At 69.4% G+C, this 14540-nt stretch carries 13 protein-coding genes and 3 pseudogenes; 9 read left to right on the top strand and 7 right to left on the bottom strand.

Annotation, left to right across the window (positions count from 1 at the left end; all coding sequences use genetic code 11):
* Positions 1–134: 134 nt before the first annotated feature.
* Positions 135–245, top strand: a pseudogene (locus WQO_RS36665) (MarR family transcriptional regulator); the annotation flags it as partial.
* 86 nt (positions 246–331) lie between these two features.
* Here WQO_RS36665 and WQO_RS03260 read toward each other — a convergent pair.
* From WQO_RS03260 to WQO_RS37245, 3 genes and pseudogenes are all read right to left on the bottom strand, one after another.
* A complete protein-coding gene (locus WQO_RS03260; protein ID WP_010056700.1) occupies positions 332–838 on the bottom strand; it encodes a GNAT family N-acetyltransferase in 507 nt (168 codons plus the stop codon).
* Between the two features lie 27 nt (positions 839–865).
* Positions 866–1240: an ArsR/SmtB family transcription factor gene (locus WQO_RS03265; protein ID WP_029181934.1), complete on the bottom strand. Its 375-nt coding sequence runs from the start codon at positions 1238–1240 to the stop codon at positions 866–868.
* Between the two features lie 318 nt (positions 1241–1558).
* Positions 1559–1660: pseudogene (locus tag WQO_RS37245) on the bottom strand (hypothetical protein); the annotation flags it as partial.
* 87 nt (positions 1661–1747) lie between these two features.
* Between WQO_RS37245 and WQO_RS03270 the strand changes: the two are divergent.
* From WQO_RS03270 to WQO_RS03285, 4 genes are all read left to right on the top strand, one after another.
* Complete coding sequence (locus tag WQO_RS03270; RefSeq protein ID WP_010056703.1) at positions 1748–3151, top strand: NAD(P)-binding domain-containing protein; 1404 nt, start codon at positions 1748–1750, stop codon at positions 3149–3151.
* A gap of 192 nt (positions 3152–3343) precedes the next feature.
* Positions 3344–4618 (top strand): APC family permease, encoded by a 1275-nt coding sequence (locus WQO_RS03275; RefSeq protein WP_050992229.1) that lies wholly within the window; start codon positions 3344–3346, stop codon positions 4616–4618.
* 596 nt (positions 4619–5214) lie between these two features.
* A complete protein-coding gene (locus tag WQO_RS34700) occupies positions 5215–5325 on the top strand; it encodes a hypothetical protein (protein WP_237274203.1) in 111 nt (36 codons plus the stop codon).
* Between the two features lie 169 nt (positions 5326–5494).
* Positions 5495–7339, top strand: coding sequence for a DUF6924 domain-containing protein (locus WQO_RS03285; protein WP_058953858.1), 1845 nt, complete (start codon positions 5495–5497; stop codon positions 7337–7339).
* A gap of 279 nt (positions 7340–7618) precedes the next feature.
* Here the strand turns inward: WQO_RS03285 and WQO_RS37450 are convergent.
* Positions 7619–8685, bottom strand: a protein-coding gene (locus tag WQO_RS37450) for an IS630 family transposase (protein WP_470433552.1) whose coding sequence is annotated in 2 segments (ribosomal slippage) — positions 7619–8239 and positions 8242–8685 — 1065 coding nt in all. Because the reading frame shifts where the segments join, the coding sequence is not laid out codon by codon here.
* A 161-nt stretch (positions 8686–8846) separates the two neighbouring features.
* On the opposite strand from WQO_RS37450, the pseudogene WQO_RS34705 reads away from it, so the two are divergent.
* Positions 8847–9655, top strand: a pseudogene (locus tag WQO_RS34705) (IS5 family transposase).
* Here WQO_RS34705 and WQO_RS34710 read toward each other — a convergent pair.
* From WQO_RS34710 to WQO_RS03315, 3 genes are all read right to left on the bottom strand, one after another.
* Positions 9621–9974: a DUF2750 domain-containing protein gene (locus WQO_RS34710; RefSeq protein WP_010056898.1), complete on the bottom strand. Its 354-nt coding sequence runs from the start codon at positions 9972–9974 to the stop codon at positions 9621–9623. The pseudogene WQO_RS34705 and the gene WQO_RS34710 sit on opposite strands and share 35 nt — an antisense overlap.
* Positions 9975–10237: 263 nt before the next feature.
* Positions 10238–11359, bottom strand: coding sequence for a sensor histidine kinase (locus tag WQO_RS03310; RefSeq protein ID WP_010056793.1), 1122 nt, complete (start codon positions 11357–11359; stop codon positions 10238–10240).
* Complete coding sequence (locus WQO_RS03315) at positions 11356–11982, bottom strand: response regulator (protein WP_237274204.1); 627 nt, start codon at positions 11980–11982, stop codon at positions 11356–11358. Before WQO_RS03315 ends, WQO_RS03310 begins: the two co-directional genes overlap by 4 nt.
* 430 nt (positions 11983–12412) lie before the next feature.
* Between WQO_RS03315 and WQO_RS37250 the strand changes: the two genes are divergently transcribed.
* The 3 genes from WQO_RS37250 (at position 12413) to WQO_RS03325 (ending at position 14313) form a co-directional block, all read left to right on the top strand.
* On the top strand, positions 12413–12718 hold the full coding sequence (locus tag WQO_RS37250; protein ID WP_335339644.1) for a hypothetical protein: 306 nt from the start codon (positions 12413–12415) through the stop codon (positions 12716–12718).
* Complete coding sequence (locus WQO_RS37255) at positions 12715–12882, top strand: hypothetical protein (protein ID WP_241843926.1); 168 nt, start codon at positions 12715–12717, stop codon at positions 12880–12882. Before WQO_RS37250 ends, WQO_RS37255 begins: the two co-directional genes overlap by 4 nt.
* A gap of 180 nt (positions 12883–13062) precedes the next feature.
* Positions 13063–14313 carry a DUF418 domain-containing protein gene (locus WQO_RS03325; protein ID WP_193407159.1) on the top strand — a complete coding sequence of 417 codons (1251 nt, stop codon included), beginning with the start codon at positions 13063–13065 and terminating at the stop codon, positions 14311–14313.
* Positions 14314–14540: the final 227 nt, after the last annotated feature.

Consider the following 14540-nt stretch of genomic DNA (forward strand, 5'->3'; position numbering starts at 1 on the left):
GGGTCGGATGTCGTGAGGCCGCGGCGGCCCTGAGGATGACGGTGGTCGGCGTTCCGGCTCACACCCAGGACGAGTTGCAGTGAATAGTCCATTCCGGTGGTTCAGCGCTCCGGGGAAAATGTAGCGTCGCGATCATGGAATCGCTGATGGCTACGGCCGCTGACCAGGCACCGGCGAACCCTGCCGCCACCGATGACATGCTGGCCACTCAGCCGATCGGATACTGGAGCGGCTCGGCTCAGGCGACCGGACCGGCCCGGCGTCAGCCACACTCATCGGCGTCGGTCGCCCTGCCCGCGATGCACATAAGACCGTACAGTCGAGCTGACGCTCAAGTGATGGCCGGGCTGCGGCGCTCGACAAGGACGACATCGCGCCAGACGCCGTGATGGCGCCCGATCCGCTCCCGCGTGCCGATGACCCGGAAGCCGGCCCGCTCATGCACGGCGAGGCTGGCGGCGTTCTCGGGGAAGATCCCGGACTGGACGGTCCAGATACCGGCCCGCTCGGTCGATTCGATCAGCGCCCTGAGCAGGGTGGAAGCGATCCCGCGACCGCGAGCCGCCGGATGGACGTAGACGGAGTGCTCGACCACCCCCGCGTACGAGCACCGGTCGGAAACCCGGCTCGCCGCAACCCACCCCAGCACCTTCCCGTTCCCCTCGACGGCGGCGAAGCGGTGCTCGGGCAGCTTCGCCGCGTCGAACGCTTCCCACGCCGGGGCGGTGGTCTCGAAGGTGGCGTTCCCTTCGTCGACACCCGCCTGGTAGATCGCCAGCACCTGCTCGGCGTGCTCCGCCGCCAGTGGCACGACCACCGCACTCAGTACCCCGCCCACCGCACCCGCCCCCTTTCCGTCTGGCTGTCAGGCCGCGGCCGGCATGGCCAGCAACTGGCCCATCGCCGCGAGCACCGATGGCTCGACCCGGTAGTACACCCAGGTGCCGCGCCGCTCGGAGGTGAGCAGACCGGCCTCCTTGAGCTTCTTCAGGTGGTGGGAGACGGTGGGCTGGGAGACGCCGACGTCGGAGATGTCGCACACGCACGCCTCCCCGCCCTCGTGCGAGGCGACGGCGGAGAAGAGCCGCAGCCGCACCGGGTCACCGAGCGCCTTGAACATCCGCGCAGCGGTTTCGGCCTCCGTGGCACTCATGGGGCGCTCGGTCAGCGGCGGGCAGCACGGCACCACACCCTGGCCACCCGTGGGGTCGAGGAGCGGCAGCTCCTGCACATTCGACATAAGCCTATGTTGACACACGTCGAACCAGCCTGGGGAGGGTCGCCATCGGCACACGAGCCGGGCGGCCACGCGCCGGGCGATCTGCTCCGCCTCCCGGCCGACACCGTGCAGCGACGCAGATGCCGGCGTCCAGACGGTCGGCACAGCCGGTGAGGTAGGCGACGGCCTCGTCGCGATGCGGGCAGCGGTCCCGGTCGGCGCCGGGAACGGCATAGCGGGCAGGGAGTTGCACCGGGCCGGCGAGAACAGCGTGAGGCTGTCGTAGGAGCGCCGCCCCGATCCGGCCGCACGGTCGGACGCCTCCACCACCATCGGCCGCAGCCCGCGACCCAGCAGCGCGCGGGCGGTGGCGAGTCCGGACTGGCCGCCACCGATGACGGCGACGTTGATGTGCTCCGTGAACCATCCGACGAATTCGATATACGTCTATGTTGACACCCATCAATACAGGTGCGACGCTGGGCCGCGCAAGCCATCGACAGATGTCGAACCACGCAAGGAGCCACCGTGAACGCGCCCGCCACCCCCGAGCTGCCCGTCGCCGTGATCGGAGCAGGCCCCTCCGGCCTGGCCGCCGCCGCCCACCTGCTCGACCAGGGCATCGAACCCCTCGTTCTGGAAGCCGGCCGGCAGGCCGGCGCCGCAGTGCGCGAGTGGGCTCACGTGCGACTGTTCTCCACCTGGGGCGAGGTCATCGACCCGGTTGCCGAGAAGCTCCTCGCTTCCACCGGCTGGACCCGCCCCGACCCTGACACCTATCCCTCCGGCGGCGACTGGGCCGAGCAGTATCTCCAGCCGCTCGCCGACACCCTCGGCCACCGGGTCCGCCTCGGCACCACGGTCACCGGCGTCTCGCGTACCGGCCGCGACCGCATCGTCGACGCCGACCGCGAGCAGCAGCCCTTCGTCGTGCACCTCACCCACGCCGACGGCCGCGAGGAACGCATCTTCGCCCGCTCGGTCATCGACGCCTCCGGCACATGGGCCACACCCAGCCCGGCCGGCGGCAGCGGCCTGGCCGCCCTCGGGGAACACGCGGCCAGCGACCGGATCACCTACCGCATCCCGAACCTCAAGAACCCCGCCACCCGCGCCCGCTACGCAGGCAGGCGCACCGCCGTGATCGGATCCGGGGCCTCCGCGTTCACCGCCCTCGCCTACCTCGCCGACCTCGCCAAGTCCAAGGACGGCACAGGCACCAAGGGCGTCTGGATCCTGCGCCGGGGCATCTCCGGCTCCACCTTCGGCGGCGGCGAAGCCGACCAGCTCCCCGCCCGCGGCGCCCTGGGCCTCGCAGCGAAGGCCGCAGTCGACGAGGGCCACGCCGACGCCGTGACCGGCTTCCGCACCGAAGCGGTCGAACGCGACACCGACGGCCGCCTGACCCTCGTCGGCGAGGACGGCCGCCGCCTGGACTCCGTCGACGAGCTGATCGTGCTGACCGGCTTCCGCCCCGACCTGTCCTTCCTCAACGAACTGCGCCTGGACCTCGACGAGCGCCTCCAGGCCCCGGCCGAGCTCGCGCCGCTGATCGACCCCAACCAGCACTCCTGCGGCACCGTCTACCCCCACGGCCACCGCGAGCTCTCCCACCCCGAACCCGGCGTATACCTCGTCGGTATGAAGTCCTACGGCCGCGCCCCGACGTTCCTCGCGATGACCGGCTACGAGCAGGTCCGCTCGGTAGCCGCCGCGATCGCCGGCGACCTCGCCTCCGCCGACCGCGTCGAACTCACCCTCCCCGAGACCGGAGTCTGCGGCGGAGCCGGCCTTTTCGACACCTCCGACACCAGGGAAACGGACAGCGAAGGCTGCTGCGCGACCACCCCGCCTCTCGCCCAGCTCGGCACTCCCGCCACGGTCGGCGCAACTGCCGAAGAGGCTCCAGCAGGCGGCTGCTGCAGCTCGTGACCAACCGGGGCGCCCCGACGAGCTGGTCCAACTGCTGACCGAAGAAGGCCCAGGCGCGACCCGCTCGACACCAGTACCCCGGCCCACAGGCGGGGCAAGCCGCGTGCTGTTCAGGTCGATCGCTTATCGTGCCCGCGCACCGCCGAACTGTCCGCGGTGCGCATTCGGCAAGGAGAGAACGCCGTGAGCAGCATGCCTCCGCCCGCAGTCGGGCTCCCGGACGAACTCCGGCGGCGCCTTGGCGTGCCGGACGCGGTGATGATCGGCCTGGGGTCGATGATCGGCGCCGGGATCTTCGCCTCGCTCGCCCCCGCAGCCCGCGCCGCCGGATCCGGCCTGCTGCTCGGACTGGCCCTGGCCGCGGTCGTCGCCTACTGCAACGCCACCTCCTCGGCCCGGCTCGCCGCCCTCTACCCGGCCTCGGGCGGCACCTACGTCTACGGGCGCGAACGGCTCGGCCCCTTCTGGGGCTACCTGGCCGGCTGGGCGTTCGTCGTGGGCAAGACCGCCTCCTGCGCGGCGATGGCGCTGACCATCGGCTCCTACGTCTGGCCGGGCCAGGCGCACGCGGTCGCGGTGGCCGCCGTGGTGGCCCTGACCGCCGTCAACTACGCGGGCATCCAGAAGTCCGCCCTGCTCACCCGCGGCATCGTGGCGGTCGTCCTGGCGGTGCTCGCCGCCGTCGCGACCGCCTCCCTGGTGTCCGACGGGGTGGACACGGCGCGCCTGGGGATCGGCGCCGACGCCACGGTCACCGGTGTACTGCAGGCGGCCGGGCTGCTGTTCTTCGCGTTCGCCGGATATGCCCGCATCGCTACCCTCGGCGAGGAGGCCCTTGACCCGGCCCGCACCATTCCTCGGGCCATCCCGATCGCCCTCGGCATCACCCTCGTCGTCTACGCCCTCGTCGCCGTCTCCGTCCTCCTCGTCCTCGGCCCCGGCCCACTCGCCTCCTCCGAGGCCCCGCTCGCGGACGCCGCCCGGGCAGCAGACGCCGACTGGCTCGTCCCCGTCGTACGCGTCGGCGCGGCCGTCGCCGCCCTCGGCTCCCTGCTCTCCCTCATCCTCGGCGTCTCCCGCACCACCCTGGCCATGGCCCGCGACCACCACCTCCCCCACGCCCTGGCCACCGTCCACCCGCGCTTCAAAGTCCCCCACCGGGCCGAACTCCTCGTCGGCGCCGTGGTCGCCGTGGCCGCCGCAACCACGGACGTACGAGGAGCTATCGGGTTCTCCTCATTCGGTGTCCTGGCCTACTACGCCATCGCCAACGCCTCCGCCTGGACCCTGACCCCCGCCGAAGGCCGCCCGGCGCGGATCGTCCCAGTCACCGGCGTGGCGGGATGCCTCGTCCTGGCCCTCGCCCTGCCGCCGTCCTCCGTGCTCACCGGAGCCGCCGTCCTCTTCATCGGCGCAGCCACGTACGGCATCCGCCGCATCAGCACACACCACCAGCAGGGCATCTGATCAGATGCTCACGCCGATGTAGGGGATATATCCGTTTCCATTCGCCAGGTTGGGACGGATTCTTCGGTCAGTTCGGCGGACATTTTGTTAGTCATGGGACACGCGCCCCGGGGATCACGCAAAGGAAAAGCTCCCAACAACCCGTCTGGCACCAGTTGCCGCCCCACCTCCATGCCATGGACAACGAGGACCCCGGCCAGCCGTCGACAGGAAAGGCGCTCGATGCTGGCACGAACGATTCCCGGCAAGCATCTTCGAGAGGCATGACCGCCATGACCGACTGCCTACAGGCCGTCTTCGCGATGCTGGACCCGAACGGAACTGCCGCTGGACGCACTGGAAATGGCATTGTGGAGGCCGAGGATCACGAGGGGCTCCGACCTCATCCGTCACAGCGACCGCGGGTCGCGATACGTGTCAATTCGGTATACCGACCGGCTCGCAGACATCGGTACCTTCGCCTCCGTCGGGTCGGGCGCGGACTCGTATGACAACGCGATGGCCGAGGCACTGAACGACACCTCCAAGGCCGAACTCATAGAGACGCAGCACCCCTGGAAGGACGTCACCAGGTCGAACGGGCGATCTTCCAATGGATCACCTGGTACAACGGAGAACGTCTTCACTCCGCGCTCGACTACGTTTCGCCCGCCGAGTACGAGGGAGCCCTCCGGCGAAGCAAGGAGCAGACCCCGGGGCCCGCCTGAACCAAGATCACCGGATCTCTACGAAACTCGGGGCAGCTCAGGGTGTGCGGCAGGGGTGTCAGGGCAGGGCCGTCAGGCCAACCAGGCCCGTTGTCAGTGGCGTCCGGCAGAATCCGTTTCACCGACGCCACCCTGACCTGGCGTCGCCCGGTAGGAGAAGAGGGTTCCTGTGCGTGAACTGCCCATGTTCGAACGTCTTTACCCCGATGTCCAGCTGACGTCCCCCTCCGAGAGGTTCGTGCTGCGGTGCGACTCGGAGGGTATCGCCGTGATCACCGACACCGACCGCGATCAGGTCGTCTGGCGTGCGGGCGCAACTGGACAACTGCTTCTCGGACACGGGTACGAGGTCGTCGTCGAGGGCGGGGAGGACGACGAAACGGTCTGGCGCTCCGGTTTCGCCGCGCCCGGGGCCCAGTACCTCACCCTCACGGACGCCGGAGAACTGGAACTCCTGGACCGCACACACGTCCGCCTGGGCAACATACGCACCGGACTCACCCACCCTGTGCCGCTCGGAGACGCCGCGCCCGCGGCTGCCATCACCCGGGACACCTATCTCGTCAAGGAGGGGAAGACGCGGCGGACAGTGGCCCGCGAGCAGGACGGATGGCTGCGGGTCTGCGAGTACGGGAAGAGCGGGGGAAAGAGCTACGCGCTGACCCGTCCCTTGGTCGACTGGTTCGAACAGGAAGACACCGTGCTCACCTGGCGCCGGCACCTGGCGGGTGGTTCGAAGTCCAAGAGCTTGCTGCTGTGCCTGGTCGACTCCGCCGGGACCGTCCTGTGGCACGAGGGCACCCAACGCCCGCATGGACCGGTCCCCCTGGGAGAGCCCTACGCGTACGGTGGGCCCGCGCTGGAGGCGGGAGGGCGCCTGCGCAACCAGTCCCTGACGTCTCCCAGCGGTACGCACACCCTGGCCCACCAAGGCAACGGCGACCTGACTCTGTACTGCCACACCGAGTCCCGTGCCGTGTGGTCGACCGGCACGGGATGGGTGGACGGAGGATGGGCCGAGCTCTCCGAGGACGGCGTCCTCTCAGTCCGCAACACCCATGGTGTCCCGGTGTGGAGCTCCGGCCCATCCGGTTCGGGAGCCCGCCGGCTCGTGGTCGGAGATGACGGTCGCGCCGAACTGCGTGACGTGGACGGCCGGTCGGTGTGGTCCACAGGCATCCACACGGGATGCCACGGGCCCGCGGCCGACGCCCCGCGGGGTGCCGTGCTGCGCCGAGGACAGACACTCGGACGGCACTCCCTCACCTCCCTCGACGGAAGCACCGTGCTCGGGCACTGGGACGAACGCCGCCTCGTTCTGTTCGGGGCCGACCAGACCTGGCTCTGGTACGCGCACCTCGGCGAAGCGGCCGAGCCCGGACTGCGGCTCGACGAGGACGGCATGCTGCGCGTTCTTGGCGACGAACGCCCACCGCTGGGCGGACCGGCCGACGAACTGCGTGTCGAGGAGGGCGGAGTGATCCTGTGCCGTGCCGACGGCACCATCGTCTGGCGCGACGGCGAGGCGGTGGCCGAGCCCGCCGCCGCCCCGAACCCGCCCGCAAGGGGAGGACTCGTGAAGAGCCTGCCGGACACGGACGAAACCCTGCTGATCCGCACCGACTTCTCCGACCCGACCGCTTGGCAAGCCCTGCTCACGACCGTCACCACACCGAACCAGGACGGCTTCCTGGCGAACGTCCACCCCGTGGACGAACTCGCCTATCGCGACCTGACGACCGAACAGATCCTCTCGGCCGCACGCGAGCTGGACACCGACCTTCTCATCGTGGCCGACAAGACCTCCCTCACGGCGCCGGAGATGCCGCTGCTGGCCCTCCTGCTCTCCGACGAGAACGACGAAAGCGGGGAGGGTGAGGCCGGGCAGGAGCACGGCCGACTCCGAGTCGTAGCCACAGAACTGTGGTCCGTCGAGAACAATATCTCCCTCGCCAACATGGATTGGGAGGACTTCGAGAATGCCACCGACAACGGTGTCTTCCGGGGCTTCTGACCTCGGCAGGATCGAAGGGGCGTCCCGAAACACATCAGATGAGTCGAGCACCCTCCGTCCATGGCGACGGCACAGGGTGGGCGTGCCGTCCACGCGGGCGATTCGTCGGCGTCATGCCGGGGCGTCGTCCCGACCCTGAGCTATAGCGGAACGCGCTCGAGCCCCGTTCGGAGTCGGAGAGGTCATTGGAGCAGCCTATTTCCGCCACAAATCGCAGTTGGTCCATGAATCAGATGTTTCGCCTCTACTGAGGTTGAACTCGTGATGTCGCTGGGTTGCTCAGGTGGGTCTGATGGTCAGGCCGGTCTCGGCGAGGCAGCCGTCTATGAGGTGGCTGCGGTATTGGATGTGGCGTAGGCCGTGTCGGATGCGCTGGACGAGGTGTTCGGGGGTGGAGAAGGCGACGTTGGAGAGCCAGCCGCGTCGTAAGAGGGACCAGATCCCTTCGACGGGGTTGAGGTCGGGTGCGTAGGGCGGCAGGTAGTAGATCGTCAGCCAGTCCCGGGAGGCGGCGAACTCCCGCAGCCCGGCGGCTTTGTGGACGTTCAGGTTGTCCCAGATGAGCACGATCGGCCCGCCGAGCTGCTGGTGGGCGGCGATCAGCAGGTCCCGGTAGTCGCGCCAGGAGAAGCTCTTGCGACTGTCGCGTCGGTCGTCGTCCCGGCGTGGCCGGTAGATCAGCCGGGACCGGTGGCCGGGCTTGTAGCAGGTCAGCGCGGCGATGGAGATGCGTCTGCGGGAACGGCCGCGGACACGCACCACCGGGGTCCGGCCGCGCTGGGCCCAGGTCCTGGCCTGCGGCGGCGTCATGGAGAAACCGGCTTCGTCCTCGAAGACGAGCCAGGCTCCACGGGCCGCCGCGAGTCTTCCGCGCACGGCCACACCTCCTTGACCCACCCGGCCACCGCCTCGTCGTCCCGCTCGATGGCGCGTCGGGCCGGGACCTGACAGGACCAGCCGTTGCGCACCAGGAGCTTGCGCACGCCCTGGATCGTGTAGGTCAGGTGGAAGCGTCGGCCGATCACCGTCTTCACACGGCTCAGGGTCCAGCGCTGGTCTTCCCAGCCATGCGCGGCCGGTCCCTTGGCCAGCTCCGCCTCCAACTGGGCGAACTGCTTCTCGCTCAGCCTCGGCAGCGATGCCGGGCCCTGTGACCGCAGAGCCCGCGGCCCGCCCTCGTCCCACATCCGCCGCCACCGCTGCACCGAGCGGACGCTGACCCGCAGGTCCCTGGCGATCACCGAGCTCGCCTCGCCCTGGGCGAACCTCTCGGCAGCCTTCAGTCGTAACTCCTCGCGGAACTGCTGCCGCTCGGCGGTCAGCCCGCCCCCTTGTGGATACCGCATGCCCCGGTGATACCGCACCGGCGAGGAGCCGTCAGCCCCTACGACACCACAAGTTCAACCTCAGTAAGAGCGGCTAACACAATGAGCTACATCAGCCCCGGTGGCCGTGCCTCGTAGGCGAGTTGGGCGTTGTCCGGACCGTGGGGACTTCACCGTGGATCGTGCCGGATGACCTGTGGGAGCGGATCGAACCGCTGCTGCCCAAGAAGGAGCGGCGGTTCCGCTACCCCGGTCGACGTCCGGTCCCGGACCGCCAGGTCCTGTGCGGGATCCTGTACGTCCTGCACACCGACATCCAGTGGGAACACCTCCCCAAGGAACTCGGCTTCGGCTCCGGGATGACGTGCTGGCGCCGACTGCGGGACTGGAACCAGGCCGGCGTCTGGCAGCGGCTCCACGAGACGTTGTTGGCCGAGCTCAACGCGGCCGCCCGGCTCGACTGGTCCCGCTGCGTAGTCGACTCCTCGCACGTCAGGGCGCTAAAAGGGGGCTCCACACGGGCCCGTCGCCGGTCGACCGGGGCCGGGCAGGCTCCAAGCACCACGTGATCACGGATGGCCACGGGACCCCGCTGGCGGTCCTCCTCACCGGCGGCAACCGCAATGACGTCACCCAGCTCATGCCGCTGCTGGACGCCATCCCGCCCGTCCGCGGCCGGGTCGGGCATCCTCGACGCAAGCCGGACTCGCTCTTCGCGGACCGCGGCTACGACCACGACATCTACCGCGACCAAGTCCGAGCCCGCGGCATCGTCCCCGCCATCGCACGCCGAAACACCCGCCACGGCACCGGACTCGGCGTCTACCGCTGGGTGGTAGAGCGGACCTTTGCCTGGCTCCACGGCTTCCGACGACTCCGCGTTCGCTGGGAACGTCGAGCCGACATTCACGAAGCCTTCCTCAAACTGGCCTGCTGCCTCATCACCCACCGGCAAATCAGGTCACTGTGCGAGCCGCCGCCAGACGGTTGACAACTTCGTCGGGGGTGAAGCTCCAACCGACCAGGCGCGGCCCGCTCCAGTTGATCCCGATCACGAGTCCATCCCGGGCGGCATCGGGCAGCACGTGATCGCACCAGGTGTCCAAGGGCATGGAATCGATGCGAAGCCCATGTCCCCAGATCTTTGCTGCCCTCTGGGCCCGCGACGAGGTCGACCAGAAAGGCAGACTTCGCGTGCCATCCGCAGAGAGGTGAGTCGGGCTTCCATCGTCACCCCGGACGAGCCAGACCGCGCTGTTCTGGCTGACGTCGCGGAAGAACGCCGCCGCTTCCGCACCACTCTGGCTCATGACCACCGACCTTACCGTCCTCCAGTGCTCATTTCGTTAGGAGTTCTAAGAGCTGTCCCGTAAATGATCTCCAGTGGGTGGGCCCGGTCCAGCCGCAGACCATCGGGGCCTCCTGAGCGTTGTGCTGTTTCAAGCTTCAGTTGCGCGGGGAAGTCGGGGTGGCTGGTGCAGGGCGAGGCAAGATCCAGCGCGTTGGCATACGGCCAGGGTCGTGGGCGTGACGGTCCAGGATGCGTGGTTTGGCTTCGATCTCATGCAGGGTTTCAGTCGGGCCGGGCGGGGGCGCGTAGTTCGACCTTGTACCCGCCTTGGGGGGTGGGTTCGGCCGTGAAGGTGCCGTGGAGCAGTTCGGCGCGTTCTCGCAGGCCGATCAGGCCCTGGCGAGCGCTGGGCAGGGGGACGGCCGGGCGGGTGGGGGCTGTGTTGGTGATAGTGACGCCGTAGTGGTGGGCGTCGTGCCACAGGTGTACTTCGGCGCGGGCTCCGGGGGCGTGCTTGCGCACGTTGGTGAGGGCCTCTTGGATCGTGCGGTAGACGGTGCGCTGGGCGGTTGTGCTGATGTCGGGCGGTAGCTTGCCGGTCAGGGTTGTCTCGATGCCGCTGTTGGTGATCAGTTGCTGGAGGTCGGCGAGGGTGGGCTGGGGGGCGAGTTCGGTTTCCCTGCCGCCGGATGCGCGGAGCAGGGTGACCATGTGGCGGAGTTCGTCGAGGGTGTTCACGCTCAGGGAGCGGATGGTGCGGGCAGCTTCTCGGGCGTCGGGATCTTTGGAGGCGACTTGAAGCGCTCCGGCCTGGACGGCGATGAGGCTGACCTGGTGGGAGACGACGTCGTGCATCTCGCGGGCCAGCTGGGCTCGTTCGCGGGCGAGGACGGTCTGGGCGTGCAGGGCGCGTTCGTGCTCCCGGGCCTCTTCGACCTCCTCGAGCTGGCGTGCCATGTCGCGCCTGGCCTGCACGAGCTGGCCGCACAGGACCGGGGCGATGGCCGTGGCCAGCGTGTAGACGAACTGGATGAGCGTCCAGGTCCGGTCACCGGTGAACGAGTCGGTCAAGGGCCAGGCGAGGGTGCCCGCCGCCGCGTGGAGCAGAGCGCACCCGACCAGCAGCCGGCGGTCGCGGGTGGCTGCGGCCAATGTGTACAGGGCAGCGATGGGCGCTACCGCCACGTCCATGAAGACGGTCATGGGCAGCGTCAGCAGGAAGACGGTCAGCGGAAACCGCCTGCGCAGGAACAGCCCTGCACTCCCGATGGCGACGCAGGACCAGACGAGGGGGGTGCCCTCGTCGAAGAGGTTGAGCCAGGCGTCGAGCACGGCGAGCACGACGAGGCCCATGTCGACGGCCCAGGGCGGCAGCCCGTGTCTCAGTGCCCGGCTCGTGCTCATCGCCCATTGTCCCGTACCGCGTCGTCGCCGTTCCTGCCGAGTAGTCCGGCCCGCTCCGCGAGCAGTGCCGCCTGAACACGGCTGGAGACCCGCAGCTTGGTCAGGATCGAGCTGACGTGGTCTTTGACGGTGCCCGCGCTCAGATGGATTCGGGTGCCGATGTCGGCGTTGGACAGTCCCTCCGCGACCAGGGCGAGGACGTCACGTTCCCGGTCGCTGAGCAGGCCCACGCGCGCCACGTCCGCGTCCTGGGGCGCTCCTGCCCCCGGGTGGCCGCGCAGCAGGGCACGGGAGGCTTTCGCAGACATCACCACCCCGCCTGCGGCCAGGGTGCGCACCAGCTGGGCGAGCTGTTCGGGCTCGGTGTCCTTGAGCAGGAAGCCGGCGGCCCCCGAGCGCAGCGCGGTCAGGATGTACTCGTCGGTGTCGAACGTGGTCAGCATGGCCACGTGCGGTGGTTCGGGCAGTGTATGGATCTGCTGCAGGACGGTCAGACCGTCCACGTCCGGCATGCGGATGTCGAGGAGCACCACGTCCGGCATCTCGCGGCGGATCACGTCAGCCGCCTGCGCTCCTTCCGCGGTCGCCACGACCCTGATGCCCTCGGATGCGTTCAGGATCATCTGGAAGCCGGATCGCACCAGTGCCTCGTCGTCCACCACCACTACCCGGATCACCGGCGTTCCGCCTCACACTCGTCTGCCCTGTCTGTGTTCTCGGCGACCCGTACGCGGCGCAGGGCATTCTGCCTCTCGTACGAAGATCGCTCGCTGCGAGCGTACGTCCGCGACAGCGCGCGTCGGCTCGATCGCGCGGGACGCCCGCCACCCGGCAGACCCGTCCCAGCCGTTCGGGGGGAGCGCTCCGTCCCTTCGGCGGGCAGGTGGGCGAACCTCAGCGGATGAGACCTGTCGCCCTACTGCGGTGGGATCGGTGGGTGGTCGGCCCGGACCGACGGGCCGCAGCCGATTTGCGTACCCGTTAGGGGACCACCACCCCATGCCCCATTCGACTCCGCGCCTGCGTCAGTCCGCCCGCGTTCCGCGTCATTGCGTGGCGCGGCCCCATGTGCTGTTCGGCGGTGTGTACGGGGCGGTGCTGGCCAGCTCCATGGTTGCTGCCCTGACCGAACAGGGTGCGGCCGCGCCCGCCGACCGGCTCAGTAACGCGAAGTGGCTTGCGGTCACGGTGGTCGCCTCCGCCCTGGCGCATGGTTACGCGCATCTGATCGCCTGGCGTGCCGACCAGACCGTCCACGGTGTGCGCGCCGCGGCACGTCTGTTCATGTCCGAATGGCCGTTGGTCCTGGCGACGGCACCGACGCTCGTCCTGCTGTTCGGCGCGGCGTGGGGCTGGTGACCGTCGAGGACGTGGCACTCGCCATGAACGTGGTGCTGCTGTTCGCCTGGGGCCTGCTTGCCGCCTGCGTTGGAGGCCGCACCTGGGGCTCCTCTTTGAAGATCGGCACTGCGGACGCGCTCCTCGGCCTGGCTGTCGTGGTGGCCAACGCCCTGATCAAGTAGAGGTGCCGGTCGCCGGGTAGCTGCGGGCGTCTCCTCACGGGCGCGGTGGGTGACCCGCTCCGAGGCGACGGTCCGCGGTCCGGCCCCGCCGTTCGGCTGGGCGGTCCCGGCCGACTGGCGGGGCGGTCACCGAAGGCTGCCGGATGGTCCGTCACCCGGCCTCGTCATGAGGTTGTCTCCATGACATACACGCAGCCGCCGCATAGGACATCAGAGCCGCAGGAGCACTCCCCTCCGCAAGCCCGGACCTCGGCAGAGTCCGCCGGGCCCGCCTCGGCCGGTGGGTCCCTGGGGCGCATGGTCGGGTTGGACGTGGCCCGCGCGCTGGCGGTGTTCGGCATGTACATCGTCCACATCGGGCCCCCGCTGTCGGCCACGGACGGAGTCGGCAGCTGGGTACGCTACCTGGCCGACGGCCACTCGTCGGTCCTGTTCGCCACCCTCGCCGGGTTCTCTCTGATGCTGATCGCCGGCCGCAGGAAGCCCAAGACCGGCCTGGCCGGCCGCCAGGCCAAAGCGCATATCGCAATCCGCGCTGCGGTTCTGCTCGTTCTGGGCACGGCCCTGGCGATGGAGTACGGGGGCGTGATCATCCTCGCCTTCTACGGCGTCTACTTCCTCCTCGCCCTGCCCCTGGTACGGCTGCCCGCCGGGACGCTCGCGCTGATCGCGGCCGGGCTCGCCCTGGTCACACCACAGATGGCGTTCGCCCTGAAGGCGCTGCTGAGCGAGTCCGTCCAGCAGAGCGTCAACGCCTACGACCCGCTCAAAGCGCTCAGCGACGTGGGAGTTCTCGATCTGCTGCTCACCGGCTTCTACCCAGCTCTCACCTGGATGCCGTTCGTGGTCGCCGGGATGACCTTGGCCCGCCTGGACCTGCCCGCTCCCGCCGTCCAGTGGCGCCTGGCCGCGCTCGGCGCCGCCCTCACCGTGGCCGCGTACGGCACGTCCCTGCTACTGGCGGGCAAGGACGCGCTGGCGAGCATGGCGGAGGGCGGGAAGCCGTCCGCCGGCCCCAAGCCGGCCTCCTTTGGCAGCGGATCCTTCGAGGCCCAGGGGGCAGCCTCGGACCTGCTGACCGCCGGGCCACACAGCGGCACCACGTTCGACATCATCGGCAGCGTGGGCATCGCAATCCTCGTGATCGTATCCACGACGGTGCTGATGGACCGTCTGCCGCTCCTGCGCCGCCTGGCGAAACCCATCATCGCCGTCGGCGCCATGTCCCTGACTGCCTACGTCGGCCACTTCGTCGTGCAGTCCGCGGTGGACATGCCGACCGGCGAAAGCAGCCAAGTGTCGTGGCTCCCCGTACTCACCTTCATCCTCGGGGCGATCGTGTTCGCCGCGCTCTGGTCCCGGTTCTTCCGTCGCGGACCGCTGGAGTCGCTGCTCAGCGCCTCCACGAAGCTGGCGAAGTACGTCCGATAAGAGCGGGGCTGAGGGCGGTCGGCCAACGCGCCCCGGCCTTGACAGCCCTCACTGCCCGCAAGGGGATCAGCCCTTGCGGGCTTCGGCCGCGCGCCAGGGGCCGACCGCCTGGGAGCGAGGGCTTCCCCGAAGTCCTCGTGTGCTGCGAACCAGTGACCGGTGTGACGGGTGCCCTTGGGGGCCGAATGGTGCGGAGACAGGGCGAGCGTCCGAGCCATAGCGCTCGA

The organism is Streptomyces globisporus C-1027 (assembly GCF_000261345.2).
GTDB classification, from domain to species: Bacteria; Actinomycetota; Actinomycetes; order Streptomycetales; family Streptomycetaceae; genus Streptomyces; species Streptomyces pakalii.

Coding starts and splice junctions, on each gene's coding strand:
- WQO_RS03265 (WP_029181934.1), bottom strand. CDS start 1,240: ATGTCGAATGTGCAGGAGCTGCCGCTCCTCGACCCCACGGGTGGCCAG.
- WQO_RS03325 (WP_193407159.1), top strand. CDS start 13,063: ATGACATACACGCAGCCGCCGCATAGGACATCAGAGCCGCAGGAGCAC.
- WQO_RS34710 (WP_010056898.1), bottom strand. CDS start 9,974: ATGAGCCAGAGTGGTGCGGAAGCGGCGGCGTTCTTCCGCGACGTCAGC.
- WQO_RS03310 (WP_010056793.1), bottom strand. CDS start 11,359: ATGAGCACGAGCCGGGCACTGAGACACGGGCTGCCGCCCTGGGCCGTC.
- WQO_RS03275 (WP_050992229.1), top strand. CDS start 3,344: ATGCCTCCGCCCGCAGTCGGGCTCCCGGACGAACTCCGGCGGCGCCTT.
- WQO_RS03315 (WP_237274204.1), bottom strand. CDS start 11,982: ATGATCCTGAACGCATCCGAGGGCATCAGGGTCGTGGCGACCGCGGAA.